The following is a 21405-nucleotide window of genomic DNA, read 5'->3' as shown; positions in this document are numbered from 1 at the left end:
ATCCTCAGGCAGCGCTGGGCAGCGTCGTCCACGACGCGCCGGTCAGTAGGGGGCGTCCGGCGCGCGCAAGCGCACCGTGGAACGTTTCGCCGGGCAGCCATGTGGTCAGGCGTGCCCGGAGGGCGAGGAGCGCGTCGATATCGAGCCCCGTCACGATTTGCATGTCGTCCAGCATGAAGGCCAGGTCTTCGGTGGCCGCGTTGCCGCTTGCGCCCGGTGCGTGCGGACACCCACCGATGCCGCCAAGGGACGTATCGAAGCGATCGACACCGGTGCCGAGTGCCGCGATCACATTGGCCAGCGCCAATCCGCGCGTGTCATGGAAGTGACCGCACCACAGGCGCTCACCGGCCAGCGCGCGCGCCTGCGTGAACAGACGGCTCACCGCGCCGGGGCCGGCATAACCCACCGTGTCCGCCAGGCTGACGTCGTCGGCGCCGACGTCGAGCAACGCGGCGAGGCAACGCATCACCTCGGCTTCCGGCACGACGCCCTGCAGCGTGCAGCCGAACGCTGTGCCCACGCCGCCTTCAATCTTCGTTTTGACGCCGGCGGCGTCGCGTGCGGCACGAATGCGCCCGACCTCCGCGATGACGTCATCGGGTGTCTTGCGCAGGTTGGCGAGGCTGTGTGCGTGGCTCGCCGAGAGAGGGACGAGCAGGCGATCGACGCCGCAGGCCAATGCGCGTTCGGCGCCCTTCAGGTTGGGCACCAGCGCGCTGACGGACAAGCCGGGAAGGGTGCGCGCGTGCGCCACCAGTGCGGGCGTGTCGGCGAGTTGGGGCAGCCGCTCGGGGGGCACGAACGAGCCGACCTCGATTTCGCGCAGACCGGCGGCGTAGGCGGCATCGATCCACTCGATCTTGCGTTCGGTGGGCAACACGCTGGACAGGCTTTGCAGCCCGTCGCGCATGCCAACCTCGCGCAGCACGACGCGCGACGGATACAGGGACATGGCATCTCCTAAGTTATCGGTGCCGGTCTGAGCCTCCGGCTTTTGTGCTAACTTTAGTCATTCCTGAATGGAAATAAAGAGAAGAAAAGGCAGCTCTGGCGTTCCATTCAGGAATGTCAGAATCAGGCGGACCGAGGAGGCGTTGTGCGCGACATCGATTTGAAGACCCTGCGCTTGTTTGTGGCCGTGTGCGACCACAACAACATCGGGCGGGCGGCGAGCGAGGCGCATATCGAGCCGTCGGCGATCAGCAAGCGAATTGCGCAGATGGAGTCGGATCTCGGCGTGACGCTTTTGACCCGCACGCGGCGCGGTGTACAGCCCACGGCCGCCGGGCTGGCCGTGCTGGAAAATGCGCGCAGCGTGTTGTTCACAATGGAGCGAATTGCGTCGGACGCGGCGTCGTTCGGGGGGGGCTTGAAGGGGCGGGTGAGCCTATGTGCGTCTGCGTCGGCCATCGCGGAATCGCTGTTGGACGATATCTCCGACTTCATGTCGATCCCGGCCCATGCCGACATCCGGGTCGATGTCGAGGAGCGGCTGTCGGTCGATCTGGTCCGTCGCATTCGCGAGGGCTCGGCGTCGGTCGGCGTCTGCTGGGATAATGTCGCACTGGACGGCTTGCAGGCGGTGCCGTACCGCGAGGATTCGCTGGCCTTGGCGGTGCATCCGGCGCACCCGTTGGCCGGGCGTCGCGCGCTGTCGTTTCACCAATCGTTGGACTATGACCACGTGGGCATGCCCCCGGCGACGGCGGTGCACACGCTTTTGCAGCGAGCCGCCGCGAATGTCGGGCGGACCGTGACCTATCGCGCGGTGGTGTCGAGCTTCGATGCAGCCTTGCGGGTCGTTGCCGCGAACCTGGGCATCAGCGTGATTCCCGCTGAAGTCGGCGAGATTTACCAAGCCAGCATGAAGATCAAGACGATCCCGCTGACCGACAGTTGGGCCCGCCGACGCTTCATCATCTGTTATCGCGACTTTGAAACGTTACCGCCCGCGGCGCAGAGAATGGTGGAACACCTGGTGGAACGGGCTCGCGCGCCATCGTGACGACGTGTCGGTATTTCACGGGTCGTCGCGCGGTAATTACCGGGTCGAGCGGTATGGCGCGGCGTATGATTTCAGTCATATCCCGCGTGGCATGTCGACGGTAGACTTCGAGTGCCCTTTCGATTGGAGTTATCCATGAAACGCGCTTCAGTGTCGGTAATCGGCGCCACGACCGCCGTCATGCTCGGTGCCGTTGTTCTCTCATCCGTCGCCTTTGCCGACGTCACCGCACGCCAGGCCGTGGTGGCGCAACACGGGGCCGAAGTGATGCCGTTCTCCCTGGCCGCCACGACCCACATCTTTACGAAGACCGCCAGCGGCGGCGTCCAGCAAGTTGTCACGAAGCATCGCGACCCGAAGCAGGTCACGCTGATCCGCGAGCACATGACCGTCATCGCCCGAAACTTCGCAGCAGGGGATTTTGGCGCGCCGGAGACGATCCACGGCAGCGACATGCCGGGCCTGTCGGTGTTGCGAGCCGCGCAGCCGGGCGAATTGAAGGTTGCCTATCGCGACTTGCCCAACGGTGGTGAGATCGTCTATCGCGCAAACGAGCCGCGCCTTGTCGACGCGGTTCACGCATGGTTCGACGCGCAGTTGTCCGATCATGGTCACGATGCCATGGCGGGCCACGATCCCGGCATGATGCACCACCATCCGATGAACGCTTCGATGGCGAAGTAAGTCGCGCCACTATCCGGGATGCCCATGGCCGACTTCTCCGACGCCTTTGCTACCGGATCGGTGTCGGTTGGCTCAACCTCCGACTGCCGCGCGTCGTGTCATCTGCGTGCAGTCCGCTTGCCCACGCGCGCGACCGGTCCATGCAAGGGTGAAGCAATGCCGGTGAAATTAAAACGTTAGCACCCGGTAGCGAATTTCCTATACTCGAACAGATTGACGGCGCCGTCAGCCCGTCACCCTGTGGGGTGTGACCGCCCGTCCTCATCGGCAACGCCGCTCGCCGCGGTATTTCGCGAAAGGACTTTGGTCGTGGACGATATTTCTCCGCAAGCCTTCGTAGATGCCTTACTCGGATATCAGAAGACCGCTGCATTGAAAGCCGCCGTCGCGCTCGATCTGTTCACCGCGATCGAGACTGAAAAGGGTGAACTCGAGCTTATAGCGAAGCGCGTGCAGGCCTCCGGGCGCGGCGTTCGCATTCTCTGCGATTACCTGACCGTCCTGGGGCTGCTGCAAAAGCAGATGGGGCGCTATCGATTGACACCGTCGACTTCTACATTCCTTACGACGTCCTCGCCGGCTTGGATGGGAGGCGTCTCCGATTTTCTTGCGGCACCCGAAATGACGGCGTTGTGGCTGGAGGATCCGGTTGCGTTCGTTCGAAACGGAGGCTCCGTCGGGCTGGGCAACATGTCCCCCGACAACCCCGTCTGGGTGAAATTCGCTCGCGCGATGGTGCCTTTTGTGGCGCCAACCGCGCAGGCCGTGGCTCAGCACATCGACACATGGCCCGAGGCACCGAAGCGCGTGCTCGACATTGCCGCCGGGCACGGGGTATTCGGCATTGCGATCGCTCGCGCCTTTCCTGCCGCGCAAGTCGTGGCAACCGACTGGCAAGCGGTATTGGCGGTTGCGAAGGAGAACGCTGTGGCGGCCGGTGTAAGCGCGCGCTATCAGACGATCGAGGGCAGCGCGTTCGACGTCGAATGGGGCAAGGACTTCGATCTTGTTCTGCTCTCGAACTTCCTGCACCACTTCGATCCTCCCACCTGTGTGGGACTGCTCTCGAAAGTCCGCAGCAGCCTCAGCGCCGGCGGGCGAGTGCTCGCGGTGGAATTCGTTCCTGACGACGATCGCGTGTCGCCGCCCTTCGCCGCGGCATTCTCCTTCATGATGCTTGGGTCGACGCCGCGAGGCGATGCCTATACCGCACGTGAATTCGAGGAGATGGGCCGCGAAGCTGGATTTTCAAAGACGCGTGTATCGCCGCTCCCACCTTCTCCCGAGAGCCTCGTCCTATTCGAGTCGTAGGCTGATTTCCTGTCAATGCTGGCGCCAAAAGATTTAGCGTGCCGAGACCGCACCTGAATTACCCGATCACACAACGCCCCGAACTCTTATATAAGACATAAGACATAAGACGTTTGATCTTATCCGACATAACGACTAAAATCACGGAAAACGCAGTCTTGGATAACGCCCTGGAGGGCTGACCCCCTCCCCTCGAAACGCATTGCCAGCAGGTCTTCTCATGCTCGAAAACTATCGTGTTCACGTGGCCGCCCGCGCCGCGCTTGGTATTCCGCCCCTGCCGCTGACGGCACAGCAGACCGCTGAACTGGTCGAGCTGCTGACCAATCCGCCGGCGGGTGAAGCCGAAACGCTGCTCGACCTCATCACGAACCGTGTCCCGGCCGGGGTGGACGAAGCCGCTCGCGTGAAGGCTGGCTTCCTCGCCGCCGTCGCCAAGGGCGAAACCGCCTGCGCGCTCATCTCGCGCGCCCGCGCCACCGAACTGCTCGGCACCATGCTGGGCGGCTACAACATTCAGCCGCTCATCGAGCTGCTGTCCGACGCCGAAGTCGGCACCGTCGCTGCCGATGCGCTCAAGAAAACCCTCCTGATGTTCGATCAGTTCCATGACGTCAAGGAACTGGCCGACAAGGGCAATGCCAACGCCCGCGCCGTGCTGCAAAGCTGGGCCGACGCCGAATGGTTCACGAGCCGTCCGGAAGTGCCGCAGAGCCTGACCATCACCGTTTTCAAGGTGACGGGCGAGACCAACACCGACGACCTGTCGCCGGCACCGGACGCCACCACCCGCCCGGATATTCCGCTGCACGCGCTGGCGATGCTCAAGAACGCGCGCCCCGGCATCACCCCGGAAGAAGACGGCAAGCGCGGCCCGGTCAAGTTCATCGAGTCGCTCAAGGAAAAGGGCCATCTCGTCGCCTATGTGGGTGACGTGGTCGGCACCGGCTCCTCGCGCAAGTCGGCCACCAACTCGGTGCTGTGGTTCACGGGCGAAGACATCCCCTTCATCCCGAACAAGCGTTTCGGCGGCGTGTGCCTGGGCAGCAAGATCGCCCCGATCTTCTACAACACGATGGAAGACGCCGGCGCGCTGCCGATCGAGCTGGACGTGTCGAAGATGGAAATGGGCGATGTAGTCGAACTGCGCCCGTATGAGGGCAAGGCCCTCAAGAACGGCGAAGTGATCGCCGAATTTCAGGTCAAGTCCGACGTGCTGTTCGACGAAGTGCGCGCCGGCGGCCGTATTCCGCTGATCATCGGCCGCGGCCTCACGGCCAAGGCACGCGAAGCGCTGGGCCTGCCCGCGTCGACCCTGTTCCGTCTGCCGCAGCAACCGGTCGACAACGGGCGCGGCTTCTCGCTGGCGCAAAAGATGGTTGGCCGCGCCTGCGGCCTGCCCGAAGGCCAGGGGATCCGTCCGGGCACGTACTGCGAACCGAAGATGACCTCGGTTGGTTCGCAGGACACCACCGGCCCGATGACCCGTGACGAACTCAAGGATCTGGCCTGCCTCGGCTTCTCGGCCGATCTGGTCATGCAGTCGTTCTGCCACACGGCCGCGTATCCGAAGCCGGTGGACGTGAAGACGCACCAGACCCTGCCGAACTTCATCAGCACGCGCGGTGGCATTGCGCTGCGTCCGGGCGACGGCGTGATTCACTCGTGGCTCAACCGCATGCTGCTGCCGGACACCGTCGGTACCGGCGGCGACTCGCACACGCGCTTCCCGATCGGCATCAGCTTCCCGGCTGGCTCGGGACTGGTCGCCTTCGCCGCGGCCACCGGCACGATGCCGCTGGACATGCCGGAATCGGTGCTCGTGCGCTTCAAGGGCAAGATGCAGCCGGGTGTCACGCTGCGCGATCTCGTCAACGCGATTCCGCTGTATGCCATCAAGCAAGGCATGCTGACGGTGGCCAAGCAGGGCAAGAAGAACATCTTCTCCGGCCGTGTGCTCGAAATCGAAGGTCTGCCCGATCTGAAGGTCGAGCAAGCGTTCGAACTCTCGGATGCCTCGGCGGAACGTTCGGCCGCCGGTTGCACGGTGCATCTGAACAAGGAACCGATCATCGAGTACCTCAACAGCAACGTCACGCTGCTGAAGTGGATGATTGCGCAGGGCTACCAGGATCCGCGCAGCCTGCAACGCCGCATCGCGGCCATGGAGCAGTGGCTGGCCGATCCTAAACTGCTGTCGCCGGATGCCGATGCCGAGTACGCCGCGGTCATCGAGATCGATCTGGCCGACATCCACGAACCGATCGTGGCCTGCCCGAATGATCCGGACGACGTGAAGACCTTGTCGGACGTAGCTGGTGCGAAGATCGACGAAGTGTTCATCGGTTCGTGCATGACCAACATCGGTCACTTCCGCGCGGCATCGAAGCTGCTCGAAGGCAAGCGCGACATTCCGGTCAAGCTGTGGGTGGCGCCGCCGACGAAGATGGACCAGAAGCAGTTGACCGAAGAAGGTCACTACGGCGTGTTCGGTACGGCAGGTGCGCGTACGGAAATGCCGGGCTGCTCGCTGTGCATGGGTAACCAGGCACAAGTGCGCGAAGGGGCAACGGTCATGTCGACGTCGACCCGCAACTTCCCGAACCGTCTGGGCAAGAACACGAACGTGTATCTCGGCTCGGCGGAACTGGCGGCGATCTGCTCGCGTCTGGGCAAGATTCCGAGCAAGGAAGAGTACATGGCCGACATGGGCGTGCTCGCCACCAACGGCGACAAGATCTACAAGTACATGAACTTCGATCAGATCGAAGACTTCAAGGAAGTCGCCGACACGGTGCAGATGTAAGTGTGATGGCGTGTTACGGTGCGTTGCTTGCGCCGTAATGCCAGAAGCACGGCGAAATGGCGCCGCGAACTGAAGGTTCGCGGCGCCATTTTTTTATGTCGGTCGCCGCGCCCAAATCGGTGGCATCTGGGATAGGGTTCACAGCTTGGATTCAAGGCTTGGTCAGTCGCACATACGCCGGCGCCCGATGGCGATCGACCCGGAGGGATGGCTTTATCGATTTGCAACTGCATCAGGATCGGTGGGTTGCCACCCCCCGCCAAGCGCCTTGAATGCCGCGACCGCTGCGCGCGCCGATTCCGTTTGCGCCTGCACCTGCCCATCCGAGGCGCGTAAGAGGTTGTCGTCTGCCTGCAGCACTTCGACCAGGCTGACGACACCCTTTTGATAAGCGGCGAATGAGGCCGCTCGCGCGCGCCCGAGCGCGCTCACACCCTGCGCGAGAATGGCAGCCTGCGCTTCGCGCTTGACGAGTGCCGAGAAAGAATTCTCGACGTCCTCCGTTGCGTGCAATGCGGCAAGCCGGTACGCGGCAAGCATTTCGGCTTCCTGCCCTTTGGCCGCATTAATCTGCGCGTTGATTCGGCCAAAATCGAATAGACGCCAGCGCAGCCCCAGCAAGCCAGCGGCTTGACTGGCGCCGCCACTGAACAGGTTGCCGCTAGCCACTGAGGTGGCGCTCCCAATCAGTCCGCTGAGCGAAACCTTGGGGTAATACTCTGCGATGGCCACGCCGATACGCGCATTCGATGCAGCCAGGCGACGTTCGGCCACGATCAGGTCGGGCCGACGCCTGAGCAACTCGCCAGGCGATCCTGTGCCAGTGATTCGAGGAGCGACCGGGATATCCCCGCCCTTGAGCAGCTCGGCCCGGTGCGTGCCGGGCTGTGAACCCAACATGACGTCCAGCGCGTTCATCGCTGCATCCTGCCCTGCCTCAAGGACCGGAATGGATGCCTGAACCTGAGCCAGCGCGCCTTCAGCCTGGCTCACCTGGAGGTCGGCCGCCAGCCCTTTTCCATAGAGGAGGTTAATGGTCGATAGCAGATCCTGCTGCGTCTGCAACTGCTTGCGGGCCACCTGCAAACGCGCCTGCAATCCACGAATGGTGATGTAGATGTCGGCAGTCTGTGCTGCCACTGCCAGGCGCGTGGCTACCTCGCCGGCCTCTGACGCCTGATAGTCGGCAAGCGCCGCTTCCCGACCGCGATGCAGGCCCCCGAACACATCCAGCTCCCAGCTCGCGCTGAAATTGGCCTCGTAGTCGTTGCCGTAGCGGTCGAAACCGGGCGTCGAATTCAGGACACGTCCCAGGGGGGTCTCGACCGACTGGTAGGCCCGCGCGCTCTGGCCGCTAACATTGCCGGACGGCAGCAGCGCGGCGTCCGCCGCGCCGAGTCCTGAGCGGGCCTGCGAGACGCGCGCGGCGGCCTGCGCGAGGTCCAGATTCTGTTCCAGCGCGAGCGTGACGAATCGTGTCAGTTGCGGATCACCAAAACCTGTCCACCACGTGACCAGGTCGGCAGCGGCACGCGACGGCCGCTGATCCACCGCGGCTTGACCCTGAAACTGCTTTGGCATGGCGACATTGGGTCGGACATAATCTGGACCGACAGCGCAGCCTGTCGAGAGGCTGGCGACGATGACCGCAGCAAGGAAGTGTTTAGGTAGCATAAGCGTCTTCGCGAGGTTTCATTTGTGACTATAATACCAAATAGTCACTAGTTGTCCATTCCTGTATGCTATCCGCATGAAAAACTCCATCACTCCCTCCGTCCCCGCGCGCGGCCCGGCCGATCACGAGGTGCGGGACCAGATCGTTGCCGCCGCCACCGAGCACTTCAGCCGGTACGGCTACGAGAAAACGACGGTCTCCGATCTTGCGAAGGCGATCGGGTTTTCGAAGGCTTATATCTACAAGTTCTTCGAATCCAAGCAAGCCATTGGCGAGATGATCTGCGCCAACTGTCTGCAAGAAATCGAGCGCGAGGTCCGGACAGCGGTTGCAGAGGCAGATCTGCCACCGGAGAAGCTGCGACGGGTGTTCAAGGTCTTTACCGAAGCCAGCCTCAAGCTGTTTTTCCGGGATCGCAAGCTTTACGACATCGCAGCATCGGCCGCCACGGAAAACTGGCAGGCCGTGCAAGCCTACGAAGCTCGTGTTCGAACGCTACTTCGCGAAGTGCTTCAGGAAGGCCGGCAAAGCGGTGACTTTGAGCGCAAGACGCCGCTGGACGAAACCGCGACGGCGATCTATCTGGTGCTGCGCCCCTACCTCAACCCGCTGCTGCTTCAGTACAACCGTGATACCACCGACGTCGCGCCGGCCCAGTTGTCCAGCCTCGTACTTCGTAGTCTGTCGCCTTAATCGAGATCGAGATTGTGACGCTTGACTATATTGGTCACTAGAATCACAATGAAAGCCATCTTCACTCATCGATGGAACTTTCATGTTCTCGCGTCGCCTCGCCATCCCCGCACTCGCCTGTGCACTGCCGTTAGCGCTAGCGGCCTGTGGCGAAAAACCACAGCCCGATCCGCGCACCGAAGCCCCACTGGTGCGCATGGCCGTCGTCAAACGCGCCATCCCCGGGTCCCGTTCGTTCACGGGGATCGTCGCGGCACGCGTGCAGAGCGATCTGGGTTTCCGTGTTTCCGGAAAGGTGCTGGAACGGCTGGTGGATGCCGGCCAAACCGTCAAACGCGGTCAGCCGCTGATGCGCCTCGACCCCATCGATCTCAAGCTTGCCGCGCGAGCCCGACAGGAGGCGGTCACAGCCGCGCGAGCGCGAGCGCAGCAGACCGCGCAGGATGAGGAGCGCTATCGCGACCTGCGCGGCACGGGAGCGATCTCAGCTTCGGCCTACGACCAGGCCAAGGCGGCCGCTGATGCCGCCAGGGCGCAACTCAATGCAGCCGAGGCTGATGCCGACGTGGCGCGCAATGCGACGGGCTATGCTGAGTTGACGGCGGACGGCGATGGCGTGGTGATGGAAACGTTGGCCGAACCCGGTCAGGTCGTCAGCGCGGGACAACCTGTCGTGCGCCTCGCTCACGCTGGGCGTCGCGAGGCGGTCATCCAGCTACCCGAAACCCTGCGTCCCGCGATAGGTTCGGTCGCCCAGGCAACGCTCTTCGGCAGCGGCGGCAGCACCGTGCCGGCGACGCTACGTCAGCTCTCGGATAACGCGGATCCCCGCACCCGGACCTTTGAAGCGCGGTATGTCCTGCAGGGTAAACTCGCCGACGCCCCACTGGGCGCGACGGTGACGGTCCAGATTCCGGACGTACCTTCTGTGGCGCAAGACCGTTTGCAGGTCCCGATTGGCGCGGTGCTCGACACGGGCAAGGGCCCGGGCGTGTGGCTGATAAGCGGCGAACCGGCCAAGGTTGCGTGGCGGCCGGTGACGGTTCTTCACCTGGACGACGACAGCGCTCGCGTGTCAGGTACGTTGAAGCAAGGCGACAGGGTCGTCGCGCTTGGCGCTCAGTTGCTGCGCGAGGGCGAGCCGGTCCGCGTGTCCAGCCAGAGCGTCGCGATGGCGAGCGAAGGAGCACGTCCGTGAGCGAAGGTCGATTCAACCTGTCGGCGCTCGCCGTGCGCGAGCGCTCCATCACCCTGTTCCTGATCTGCCTGATCTCTTTGGCCGGGCTGGTGTCGTTCTTCAAGCTGGGGCGCGCGGAAGACCCCGCTTTCACGGTCAAGGTGATGACCATCGTCACTGCGTGGCCAGGCGCCACCGCGCAGGAAATGCACGATCAGGTCGCCGAGAAAATCGAAAAGCGCATGCAGGAGCTGCGCTGGTACGACCGGACCGAGACCTATACGCGCCCCGGCCTGGCCTTCACTACGCTGACGTTGCTCGACAGCACGCCGCCTTCGGAGGTGCAAGAGCAGTTCTACCAGGCCCGGAAAAAGATCAACGACGAAGCCGCCAATCTACCAGCCGGTGTGATCGGGCCTATGGTCAACGACGAATATGCCGACGTCACCTTTGCGCTCTTCGCGCTGAAAGCGAAGGGCGAACCGCAACGCCTGCTCGTGCGCGATGCCGAGTCGCTGCGACAACGGCTGCTGCACGTGCCCGGCGTGAAGAAGGTCAACATCATCGGCGAACAGGGTGAGCGCATTTATGTCCAGTTCTCGCACGACCGGCTGGCAACGCTCGGTATCAGCCCGCAGGACGTGTTCGCCGCGCTCAATGGCCAGAACGCCCTGACGCCCGCCGGCTCCGTGGAGACCAAAGGTCCGGAGGTGTTCATCCGACTTGACGGTGCCTTTGACAACCTGCAGAAGATCCGGGACACGCCGGTCGTGGCGCAAGGTCGCACGCTGAAGCTGTCGGACATTGCCACCGTTACGCGAGGTTATGAAGATCCGGCGACGTTCATGATCCGCAACAACGGCGAACCCGCACTGCTGCTGGGCGTCGTGATGCGCGACGGCTGGAACGGACTCGACCTCGGCAAGGCGCTGGACAGCGAGGTCGGCGCAATCAACGCCGGACTTCCGCTGGGTATGAGCCTGACCAAGGTGACCGATCAGTCTGTGAACATCAGCTCGTCCGTCAACGAGTTCATGGTCAAGTTCTTTGCCGCGCTGCTCGTCGTCATGCTGGTGAGCTTCGTCAGCATGGGCTGGCGCGTAGGCCTCGTCGTTGCGGCGGCCGTGCCGTTGACGCTGGCCGTGGTGTTTATCGTGATGGCCGCGACCGGCAAGAATTTCGACCGCATCACGCTCGGCTCGCTGATCCTGGCGCTCGGCCTGCTCGTCGACGACGCGATTATCGCGATCGAGATGATGGTCGTGAAGATGGAGGAAGGCTACGGGCGCGTGGCCGCGTCGGCGTACGCGTGGAGCCACACGGCCGCGCCGATGCTCGCCGGCACGCTGGTGACCGCGGTCGGCTTCATGCCGAACGGCTTCGCGCGATCCACCGCGGGCGAATACACCAGCAACATGTTCTGGATCGTTGGGATCGCGCTGATCGCATCATGGGTCGTGGCGGTGGTCTTCACGCCATATCTCGGCGTGACGATGCTGCCGGAGTTCAGAAAGTTCGAAGGCGGTCACGACGCAATCTACGACACGCCCCGCTACAACCGCTTCCGCCAGTTGCTGACACGCGTGATCGCGCGCAAATGGCTCGTCGCCGGTTCGGTCGGCGGCCTGTTCGTGCTCGCGATTCTCGGCATGGCGATCGTCAAGAAACAGTTCTTCCCGATCTCCGACCGTCCCGAAGTGCTGGTCGAGGTGCAGATGCCCTACGGCACGTCGATCTCCCAGACCAGCGCCGCCACGAAGAAAGTCGAAGCGTGGCTTGCAAAGCAAAAGGAAGCAAAAATCGTCACTGCGTACGTCGGGCAGGGTGCGCCGCGCTTCTTTCTGGCGATGGGGCCGGAGCTACCCGACCCGTCGTTCGCGAAGATCGTGATCCGCACGGAAAGTCAGGAAGCGCGCGACGCATTGAAGCAGCGGATGCGTCAGGCCATCGCAGACGGTCTCGCCCCGGAAGCGCGCGTTCGGGTCACGCAACTTGTGTTCGGGCCCTATTCGCCATTCCCGGTCGCCTACCGGGTCACCGGTCCAGACACGGACAGGCTGCGCGGTATCGCGGCCGAGGTTCAGCGCGTAATGGACGGCAGTCCGATGATGCGCACGGTCAATGCTGATTGGGGCACGCGATCTCCGACCCTGCATTTCAAGTTACAGCAGGACCGTCTGCAGGCGGTGGGGCTAACGTCCAGCGCCGTCGCTCAACAGTTGCAGTTTCTGCTTACCGGGGTGCCCGTCACTGCTGTGCGCGAGGATATCCGGACTGTGCCGGTCATCGCACGCTCGGTCGGTGACGTCCGGCTCGACCCCGCGCGCCTCGGCGACTTCACGCTGGCAGGAGCGAACGGGCAGCGCATCCCGCTGTCGCAGGTCGGCAAGGTCGAGGTGCGCTTGGAAGAACCGATCATGCGCTGGCGCGATCGCGTACCGACGATCACGGTGCGCGGCGATATCGCCGATGGCCTGCAGCCGCCGGACGTCTCGGCCGCTATCACGAAGCAGCTTCAACCCATCATGGCGAGGCTCCCCAGCGGCTATCGAATCGAGGAAGCGGGCTCCATCGAGGAGTCGGGAAAGGCGACGGCCGCAATGCTGCCGCTGTTCCCGATCATGCTGGCGATCACGCTGATCATCATCATCTTCCAGGTACGTTCGATCTCCGCGATGGTGATGGTGTTCTTGACTAGTCCACTGGGTCTGATCGGTGTGGTGCCGACGTTGATCCTGTTCCGGCAGCCATTCGGCATCAACGCGCTGGTCGGCCTCATTGCACTGTCCGGCATTCTGATGCGTAACACACTGATCCTGATCGGGCAGATCCACCAGAACGAGCAGGCGGGACTTGACCCGTTTCGTGCGGTCGTCGAAGCCACGGTGCAGCGCGCGCGTCCGGTGGTCCTGACTGCGATGGCGGCGATCCTCGCGTTCATCCCGCTAACTCACTCGGTGTTCTGGGGCACGCTCGCCTACACGCTGATCGGTGGAACGTTCGCAGGAACGGTGCTGACGCTAGCGTTCCTCCCAGCGATGTATTCGATCTGGTTCAGGATTCGGCCCGGCAACCCGGCAGCCGCCCGCAAGGGTCACCACGAGCACGCCTCTCCTCCCGAACCGACGTTGCAAGACGCGCGCAGCTAAAACGCAATCAGTCTACTGTATGGAAGGAAATTGCTATGCCTAATTCCGAAGTGGTCGTTGTCACCGGCGTGTCGTCTGGTATCGGACGCGCGACCGCCGAGAAGTTCGCAAAGCGCGGGTGCCGCGTATTCGGCACCGTGCGCAGCATCGCAAAAGCGGCGCCATTGGGCGGCGTTGAGTTGGTGGAGATGGATGTGCGCGACGACGCTTCCGTTCGAACTGGGATTCATGCAATTGTCGATCGTGCCGGGCGCATCGACGTGCTCGTCAACAATGCCGGCACCACGCTGATCGGAGCGGTGGAGGAAACGTCGGTTACAGAAGCCGCGACGCTATTCGATACCAACGTATTCAGCATTCTGCGTACGACCCAGGCAGTGCTTCCACACATGCGGGCGCAACGACGCGGACGGATCGTCAATATCAGTTCGGTACTCGGCTTTTTGCCGGCACCTTACATGGGACTCTATGCGGCGTCCAAGCACGCCGTCGAGGGGTTGACCGAGACACTGGATCACGAGGTGCGCCAGTTCGGCATCCGCGCAACGCTGATCGAGCCGTCCTTTACCCGAACCAATCTCGATGTCAATGCGCCTCAAGCGGGTTCGAAAATCGCCGCCTATGACCGCGAGCGTGCGCTTGCATCGGGCGCCGTCGTCGACAGCGTCAAAGGTGCCTCCGCACCTGATGGCGTGGCAAGCACAATCGTTGAAGCCGCGATAGGCAGCTGGCGTATGCGCCGCACGCCGGCGGGTGAGGCATCGCTCCTGAGAAAATTGCGGCGCTTCATGCCCGCCGGGCCGGTCGATGCTAGCCTGAGGAAAACTTTCGGGCTCGCGTAAATCGTGCCCGCGGAGAAAGGACCCGTCGGCTCCGTCGCCCAATCTTCACGGGCATTAAAGATTTACTGCCGCTTTTCTGTCTTCGCGCCTCAGCGGTAGCGGTCGGGCGCGAAGGCCGAGCTTCCTTGCCACGAACATCTGACGCTAATCAATCTGCCGCTTGGCGGAGAGCAGGAGGCCGCGATGGCGTCGGATTGCGGGGCGCTCGAGAAATGCAGGGCTCCGAAACGCACAGCGAAAAATCGCCTTTGTTTCAAAGGAGCCTCGTGCATGAGCCGTAAGGCGAGGCCCATCTCAGCGAACTCATGCACTCAGCTCAGCGATGATGCGCTCCGCGAGAAAATCGCAGGGCTGGCGGTTAGACGTCACACTTCGCGCAAGGACGATCTCGAGCGTGCCAATCTCCGGCAGACCATGCGCCGCCCCGAGCAACGTGAAATCAGACGGCACGGCACATCGCGCCAGCGGGGTAATGGCGAGGCCGGCTCGGGCCATGGTCAGCAGGCCCAGCAGGCTCGGACTCTCATACGACGTTCGATACGCGATCTTCGCGCGCTCCAGGCTCCGAATCGCCTTCTCGCGCGCGACGCTTCCTGGCAAGAACACCGCGATGGGCAGTGGCCGCTCTAGCCAGATGTCCGTCGCGCCGGGGGCGGTGGCCCACACCATCGGCTCGTGCCGCAAGAAATCACCGGTCAGTCCTTTAACCCGTGTCGCGCAGACGAGGTCCACCGTGCCATCGCGCAGCATCGGCGCCAGCGCAACGCTGGGCAGGCCAATCACCTGGATTTCGACCTTGGGGAAGCTCGCCGAGAATTTCTTGAGAATCGGCGGGAAGAGCGACGACGCGTAATCGTCCGGCACACCGATCACCACGCGGCCCGTCACGTCCGGCCGCACGACCGCGGCCCAGGCCTCATCGCGCAGCGCAATGATCCGCCGCGCGTATGCCAGCAGCACCTCGCCGTCTTGCGTCGGCACCACGCTGCGCGGCCTACGCACGAAGAGCGCTTTGCCAAGCGCCGACTCCAGCGCCTTGATCTGCATGCTCACCGCCGATTGCGAGCGGTGCACAAGATCGGCGGCTCGACTGATCGTGCCCGTATCGGCAACGGCAACGATCATGGTGAGAACGCCAACGTCGAGGGCTTTCATCTCGGTACTCATGGGCACTGGCTCGCGTAGATGCATCAGAAAAACTGAAAGATTGCATCAATATTATGCGATTTTCTTTTCCATCGCATTGGCGCAAAGTTTGGGAAAACGGAGTCTTGACTATGAATGCCCACACGCCCCTGACGACGCTGGCCCTTGCCGGTGTGCAGCCGCAACCCAATTTTGCGGCCATTGCGTCAGGCGCCTCGGTGCCCTACGTGGAAGCCGGCAGCGGCGAGCCGATGGTCTTTGTGCACGGGTCGTTGTGCGATTACCGTTATTGGGATTCGCAGCTTGCCGGGTTGTCGGCGCACTTCCGCTGTTTCGCGCCGAGCCTGGGTCACTATTGGCCGGAAACGCACGCGTTCGGGCACGGTGACTTCAGTTGGGAAGCGCACGTGGCGGAGATGGCGGAGTTCATCGAGGCGCTGGGCCGTGGCGCGGTGCATCTCGTCGGCCACTCGCGTGGCGGCTGCGTGGCCTTTCACCTGGCGCGTCAATACCCGCACCTGGTGAAGACGCTCACGCTGGCCGACCCCGGCGGTCCGTTGCAGGCCACGCCGCAAGCGGAGACCGGTAAATTGCCGCCTGCCACGCAATTGTTGAGAGCCACGGCCGCCGGGTTGATCGAGCAAGGCAAATTCGACGCCGGCCTGAACCTGTTTGTGGACTCGGTCACGATGCCTGGCTTCTGGAGCAAGAGCACGCAGAGCTTCCGCAGGATGGCACTGGACAATGCGGTAACGCTGCCCAAGCAGTTGCGCGATCCGCTGCCCGCCTATACCCCTGAAGCCGCCCGCGAAATCCAATGCCGGACACTGTTGATCGATGGGCAGAAGAGCCCGCGCATGTTCCGGAACACCGTCGAGCGACTTCAACAGTGGATCGGACACGCTGAACGTCAAACCATCGCTGGCGCCTCGCATGGCATGAACATCGCCAACCCTGGCGCGTTTAATCGGGCGCTTGTGCAATTGGCTGGGTAGTGGTTTTGTACGGGTTGATGTCAGTGGCACGGTGAACTGGCTGGCCCGAGGGCGGACGTGCATCGTTGCAGAAGTAGGGCGCGCTCGACGATCGCATGTTGCATTGGAGCGGTATTGGATGCCCGCGCGATGGCACGGGCGTTGCAGCCGCTTGTTCTCGGATTCCGACGCTCCCATCCGGTTGGCATCGGGCAATCGCCCCCGCCCACGCCAGCCTGAAACTCGAAACGCTTTCGAACAGCTTTCTGGTCTGATCTCGCACCGCTTCAGTCGCCGCAGCGGATTCCTCAACGAGGGCTGTGCTGGGTGACGGCACCGATCTACGACAACGCGCGTGACAGCGCATTCAGGCCGTTGCGTTGCTCCTCAGACGCGGACGCGATCTCTCGCAGCACGTCATCAACTTGTCGAACGGTATTGAGTGTTTCTGCGCCCCGCTCGCCTGCCACGCCCGCCGGCTTTGCTCCCTACTAAACGTATCCATCCGATACGCCAACCAGCGTTTCGATGTCCAGCGACACTTCCCGCCATGCGTACTTTCCCGGATGCGCCAGCAAGCCTCTTGCCAATTTAACTAGATATCTAATATAGTTAGCAAAACCTGCTGATGAAGGCGACCTGTCGCCGGGAGACATGACATGCTGACCCACCAAGAGAATGAATTGCTGTGCCGCGTCGAAGGCGATGCCCCGATGGGCCAACTGATGCGCCGACACTGGACGCCGGTTTGCCTGATCGAAGAAGTCGCCGAGCCGGATGGCGCGCCGGTAAAGGCGCGCGTATTTGGCGAGGACCTCGTCGTGTTCCGTGATTCGGAAGGCCGCGTTGGGGTGCTGGACGAGTACTGCCCGCACCGCCGTGCCTCGCTCGTCTACGGCCGCAATGAAGACGCCGGCCTGCGCTGCCTGTATCACGGCTGGAAGTTCGACGTCGCAGGTAATGTGCTTGAAATGGTGTCCGAGCCGGCGGCGAGCTGCATGACCGACAAGGTCAAGCACAAAGCTTATCCGGTGCAGGAATGGGGGGGCATGGTGTGGGCGTATATGGGCCCGCAAGACGCCATCCCCGAATTCGTGCCGCCGGCCTGGGCGCCGACCGCTGATACCCGCGTGAGCATTGCCAAGGCGCTGCTGCCGTGCAACTGGGCGCAGATCCTCGAAGGCGCGATCGACTCCGCACACAGCTCCAGCCTGCATTCGTCCGACTTCGTGCCGGCACGCGTCGGCGGCGCCGAAGCGACCGACAAGAACTGGCTGCGCCCCTCCACCGACAAGGCCCCGCGCCTGCAGGTCGAGCGTACCGACTATGGCTTCCGTTATGCCGCGCTGCGCCGCCCGATCTTCAACGCCGGCACGCACGACTACGTGCGCTCGACGGTGTTCGTGGCGCCGGGCACGGTGCTGATTCCCCCGAACAATCTCTACAACGTCGCGAACATCAACGTGCCGATGGACGACACGAACACGGCGTTCTACTTCATCGCCTGGGGCGATCCAGAGACGACACCGGAAACTGAAACTTGGCGCAAGTTCCTGCGTCAGCAGGTCGGCATCGATCTCGACCGGTACTATCGGCCGCTTCGCAATCACGACAACCGCTTCTGGCAGGACCGCCAGGCGATGAAGGCCGGCAATTTCACGGGCATTTCGGGCTTCCCCAACCAGGACATCGCCATGTGGGTCACGATGGGTCCGATCGCTGACCGCTCTGACGAGCGTCTCGGGGCAAGCGATCTCGCGATCGTCGAATTCCGGCGCCGCATGCTCGACGCACTCGCGGAACTCGACAAGGACGGCAACGCCATTGGCACCGGTGCGAAGGCGATTCCCCAGAACACATGCTCCTACCAGGCCGTCGTGCCGAAGGAAATCGACTGGCGCATGTATGCCGCGCGTTATGTCAGCAAGCGGAACCCGGAACTCACCGACCAGCCGGCCGCGCTCGCAACGGACTATCAGGTCAAGCAATAACGGGAGGCACACGGTTATGGATCAGCGCCGTTTGCGCATCGGGGTCGCAGGACTGGGACGGGCATTCTCGCTGATGCTGCCGACCTTCCTGCGCGACCCCAGAGTCCAACTCGTCGCTGCGTGCGATCCCCGTGCGGATGCGCGGCGGCAGTTCGCCGCCGACTTCGCGGCGCCCACCTATGCGGACGTGGCGGCGTTGGCGGATGACGATAACGTCGAGATCATCTACATTGCGAGCCCGCACCAGTTCCACGCGCAGCACACGGAAATTGCCGCGGCAAAAGGCAAACACGTACTGGTCGAGAAACCCATGGCGCTCGGCGCCGCCGATTGCGACCGCATGATCGCCGCATGCCGTGCCGCGGGCGTGCATCTGATGGTCGGCCATTGCCACAGCTTCGATACACCGTACCTGCGCACGCGAGAATTGATCCGTCTCGGCGAATTCGGCGCGGTGAAGATGATCCAGGCCATCAACTACACCGACTACCTGTACCGACCGCGCCGGCCCGAGGAGCTGGCGACGGCTGAAGGCGGCGGCGCCGTCTTCAGCCAGGCGGCGCACCAGGTTGACATCGTGCGCATGCTGGCCGGCTCACGCGCAATCCGGCTGCGTGCGAGCGTCGGCCGGTGGGATCCGTCGCGCCCGACCGAGGGGGCCTATTCGGCGCTGATCTGGTTCGAAAACGGCGCCTATGCCTCGCTCTCATACAACGGGTACGGCCACTTCAATACCGACGAGTGGAGCGGCTGGATCGGCGAAATGGGCGATCGTACGAGCCCCGACACGTACGGCAGCGCCCGCCGCCGTCTGAAGACGCTTGCGTCCTCGAATGACGAGGCCGACCTCAAGGCGGCTGGCACCTACGGCGGATCGGCATACAAACCGCCCGCCGCCGCGGACGAGCCACAACGATTCCATCAGCATTTCGGCCCGATCATCGTGTCGTGCAAGCATGCGGACCTGCGCCCGCTGCCCGATTCGATCGTCATCTACGGCGACGAGCAGCGCCAAACGCTGCCGCTGCCTGTGCCCGTCGTGCCGCGCGCTGAAGTCATCGACGAGTTGTATGGCGCAGTCGTCGACGGACGCAGACCGCTGCACGATGGCGAATGGGCGAAAGGCACACTGGAAATCTGTATCGCGATTCTGAAGTCGAGCGAAACGGGCGCAGATGTAACCCTTTGATCGCTCCAGGAAAGGCAATATCCCTTGTTACCCTCGTTTTGAACTGAGCCAAGTACAGTTAAAACGAGGGATTTTTTATCGGCGCTTCCGGCAAGCCGGACAGTTGGAAAACTGGATCGCTGGCAACGGCCCCGACTTCTGCGGGGCGCGTATGTGCGCTCGACTGCGCTATCCGGCGAACGCCGCAAAGCGCAATGAAAAATCGGTCGCCGTGACGTTCTTCGTCAGCTTGCCTAACGAAATACGGTCCACGCCGGTCTCCGCAATGGCGCGCAGGGTGTCCTCCGTAACGCCACCCGACACTTCCAGCTCAGCGCGCCCTGCGGTGACATCCACGGCCTCACGCATCGCGTCGAGCGAGAAATTGTCGAGCAGAATCGCCGTGGCGCCCTCGGCCAACGCTTCGTTTAACTCAGCGAGCGTTTCCACTTCGACCTGCACCGGTACGCCCGCCCCCAGAGCCTGCGCCGCCCGAATAGTGGAGGCAATGCCGCCCCCGGCCGCGATATGGTTTTCCTTGATCAGGATGCCGTCGTACAGTCCACGACGATGGTTTTCGCCACCGCCGATACGCACCGCGTATTTTTGCGCGAGGCGCAAGCCCGGAAGCGTTTTTCTCGTGTCGAGGATGCGCGCCGCCGTGCCCTCGACGATGCGCACCATCGCACTCGTCTCGGTGGCGACACCCGAAAGCAACTGAAGGAAGTTGAGCGCCGTGCGCTCGGCCACGAGCATGCCGCGGGCTGGACCGGTGATCCGGCAAACGATCTGCCCTTCGTGCATTCCTTCGCCTTCGCCGACAAACCACTCAATCGCAATACGCGGGTCCACCTGCCGGAGTGTTTCGTCAAACCACGGCCTGCCACACAGCCGTGCGGGCTCCCGCACGGTCAGGACGGCCTCGGCTGAGGCGTCGGGGTTGATCAGCAGCGACGTCCAGTCGGCGTTGCCGACATCTTCCGCAAGCGCATCGCGGACGTTGCGCAACATCGCCGCGCGGGTCATTTCATCCATTCCAGTATCCGTATTTTGAGCGGGAAAGCAGCATGCAGTGGCCTGCCAGCGTGCGTGGGCACGGCCACAAATATTATTAGATCTATAATAATATAGCCAGCTGGGAATGGTCTGAAGTGTCGCGCTGCGCGTCAATCGTGTTCGGACGCTTCGGCGCGTGCCGCGATGAGATTACCCACCTCGCGCGTCGACGGAATGCGACGCGACGGATCGTTAGACTCGGATTCGTCGCGTGCCATGTTCTCGATGATCGTCAGCAGAACCTTGCGCGCGACGTTAATCTCGGTCGCCTTTAAACCGTCAACACTGATCTCATTGACTTCTTCTGCAAGCGGAACGAGCTTTTTTTTGAGGTTCCGGCCGCGTGGCGTGAGGAAAACGTGGGTGTTCTTGCGGTTGCCGGGGGCATAACGGCGCTCGACATAACCGAGCTTTTCCATCGCCTGCACCGCGCTGAAGGTGGTGGGCGTCGTGGTTCCGGTTTCGTCGCTGAGCTCCTTTTGCGTGAGCCCGTCGTTGACCCAGAGCACGCGCAGGAAAGCCCAGTGGCCAAATGACACCTCATGTTGCGCGAGGCGCATTTGCAGTCCGCGCACCATCGCGCGGGCTGCATCCTTGATCAGGTGGGCGAGACGATCGTCGGGCACCGCCTCGCGCCAGTGCCGGAGAATGGGATCTGTGCTTTGTGCCCCGGATTTGCCAAGGGAGCGTGCTGTTGCCATACCTTCCTCATCCCGTAATAACCA

At 62.9% G+C, this 21405-nt stretch carries 16 protein-coding genes; 11 read left to right on the top strand and 5 right to left on the bottom strand.

From position 1 onward, the window contains the following. Positions 1 to 4 precede the first annotated feature (4 nt). Entirely contained in the window at positions 5 to 955 is a 951-nt protein-coding gene (locus PEP31012_RS21855) for a hydroxymethylglutaryl-CoA lyase (protein WP_150591368.1), read from the bottom strand. Positions 956 to 1099: 144 nt separating this feature from the next. On the opposite strand from PEP31012_RS21855, the gene PEP31012_RS21850 reads away from it, so the two are divergent. The 4 genes from PEP31012_RS21850 to acnB all read left to right on the top strand — a co-directional run bounded on the left by PEP31012_RS21850 (position 1100) and on the right by acnB (position 6809). After that, positions 1100 to 2008 (top strand): LysR family transcriptional regulator, encoded by a 909-nt coding sequence (locus PEP31012_RS21850; RefSeq protein WP_150591367.1) that lies wholly within the window; start codon positions 1100 to 1102, stop codon positions 2006 to 2008. Between the two features lie 135 nt (positions 2009 to 2143). Next, a complete protein-coding gene (locus tag PEP31012_RS21845) occupies positions 2144 to 2692 on the top strand; it encodes an aspartate carbamoyltransferase (RefSeq protein WP_150591366.1) in 549 nt (182 codons plus the stop codon). A gap of 309 nt (positions 2693 to 3001) precedes the next feature. Further along, the gene (locus tag PEP31012_RS21840) at positions 3002 to 4003 is read left to right on the top strand and encodes a methyltransferase (RefSeq protein ID WP_150591390.1); all 1002 of its coding nucleotides are present in this window, start codon (positions 3002 to 3004) and stop codon (positions 4001 to 4003) included. A 220-nt stretch (positions 4004 to 4223) separates the two neighbouring features. Next, positions 4224 to 6809, top strand: a complete 2586-nt coding sequence (gene acnB, locus PEP31012_RS21835) for a bifunctional aconitate hydratase 2/2-methylisocitrate dehydratase (RefSeq protein ID WP_150591365.1) — start codon at positions 4224 to 4226, stop codon at positions 6807 to 6809. Between the two features lie 213 nt (positions 6810 to 7022). Here the strand turns inward: acnB and PEP31012_RS21830 are convergent, their stop codons facing one another. Continuing rightward, positions 7023 to 8483: an efflux transporter outer membrane subunit gene (locus PEP31012_RS21830; RefSeq protein ID WP_150591364.1), complete on the bottom strand. Its 1461-nt coding sequence runs from the start codon at positions 8481 to 8483 to the stop codon at positions 7023 to 7025. 76 nt (positions 8484 to 8559) lie between these two features. Here PEP31012_RS21830 and PEP31012_RS21825 point away from each other — a divergent pair, with 76 nt between their 5' ends. From PEP31012_RS21825 to PEP31012_RS21810, 4 genes are all read left to right on the top strand, one after another. Beyond that, complete coding sequence (locus PEP31012_RS21825) at positions 8560 to 9177, top strand: TetR/AcrR family transcriptional regulator (protein WP_150591363.1); 618 nt, start codon at positions 8560 to 8562, stop codon at positions 9175 to 9177. Positions 9178 to 9259: 82 nt separating this feature from the next. Beyond that, positions 9260 to 10375, top strand: a complete 1116-nt coding sequence (locus PEP31012_RS21820) for an efflux RND transporter periplasmic adaptor subunit (RefSeq protein WP_150591362.1) — start codon at positions 9260 to 9262, stop codon at positions 10373 to 10375. Beyond that, complete coding sequence (locus tag PEP31012_RS21815) at positions 10372 to 13503, top strand: efflux RND transporter permease subunit (RefSeq protein ID WP_150591361.1); 3132 nt, start codon at positions 10372 to 10374, stop codon at positions 13501 to 13503. The genes PEP31012_RS21820 and PEP31012_RS21815 overlap by 4 nt, the downstream gene beginning before the upstream one ends. 35 nt (positions 13504 to 13538) lie before the next feature. Continuing rightward, the gene (locus PEP31012_RS21810) at positions 13539 to 14345 is read left to right on the top strand and encodes an oxidoreductase (protein ID WP_150591360.1); all 807 of its coding nucleotides are present in this window, start codon (positions 13539 to 13541) and stop codon (positions 14343 to 14345) included. Between the two features lie 303 nt (positions 14346 to 14648). Here the strand turns inward: PEP31012_RS21810 and PEP31012_RS21805 are convergent, their stop codons facing one another. Next, complete coding sequence (locus PEP31012_RS21805; protein ID WP_174978356.1) at positions 14649 to 15500, bottom strand: LysR substrate-binding domain-containing protein; 852 nt, start codon at positions 15498 to 15500, stop codon at positions 14649 to 14651. Positions 15501 to 15622: 122 nt separating this feature from the next. Here PEP31012_RS21805 and PEP31012_RS21800 point away from each other — a divergent pair, with 122 nt between their 5' ends. The 3 genes from PEP31012_RS21800 (at position 15623) to PEP31012_RS21790 (ending at position 19645) form a co-directional block, all read left to right on the top strand. Further along, on the top strand, positions 15623 to 16486 hold the full coding sequence (locus PEP31012_RS21800; RefSeq protein WP_150591358.1) for an alpha/beta fold hydrolase: 864 nt from the start codon (positions 15623 to 15625) through the stop codon (positions 16484 to 16486). 638 nt (positions 16487 to 17124) lie between these two features. Next, positions 17125 to 18456 carry a Rieske 2Fe-2S domain-containing protein gene (locus PEP31012_RS21795; protein WP_150591357.1) on the top strand — a complete coding sequence of 444 codons (1332 nt, stop codon included), beginning with the start codon at positions 17125 to 17127 and terminating at the stop codon, positions 18454 to 18456. 16 nt (positions 18457 to 18472) lie between these two features. Then, complete coding sequence (locus tag PEP31012_RS21790; RefSeq protein ID WP_150591356.1) at positions 18473 to 19645, top strand: Gfo/Idh/MocA family protein; 1173 nt, start codon at positions 18473 to 18475, stop codon at positions 19643 to 19645. A gap of 168 nt (positions 19646 to 19813) precedes the next feature. On the opposite strand, the gene nadC is transcribed toward PEP31012_RS21790, so the two are convergent. Both nadC and PEP31012_RS21780 read right to left on the bottom strand, forming a co-directional pair. Beyond that, positions 19814 to 20659 carry a carboxylating nicotinate-nucleotide diphosphorylase gene (gene nadC, locus PEP31012_RS21785; protein WP_150591355.1) on the bottom strand — a complete coding sequence of 282 codons (846 nt, stop codon included), beginning with the start codon at positions 20657 to 20659 and terminating at the stop codon, positions 19814 to 19816. A gap of 131 nt (positions 20660 to 20790) precedes the next feature. Next, positions 20791 to 21381 (bottom strand): MarR family winged helix-turn-helix transcriptional regulator, encoded by a 591-nt coding sequence (locus tag PEP31012_RS21780; protein WP_150591354.1) that lies wholly within the window; start codon positions 21379 to 21381, stop codon positions 20791 to 20793. Between the last annotated feature and the right edge of the window lie 24 nt (positions 21382 to 21405).

It is taken from the genome of Pandoraea eparura (assembly GCF_902459725.1).
GTDB lineage: Bacteria > Pseudomonadota > Gammaproteobacteria > Burkholderiales > Burkholderiaceae > Pandoraea > Pandoraea eparura.
The sequence above is the reverse complement of the archived record's forward strand: the minus strand, read 5'-3'. Positions and strand labels throughout refer to the sequence as shown.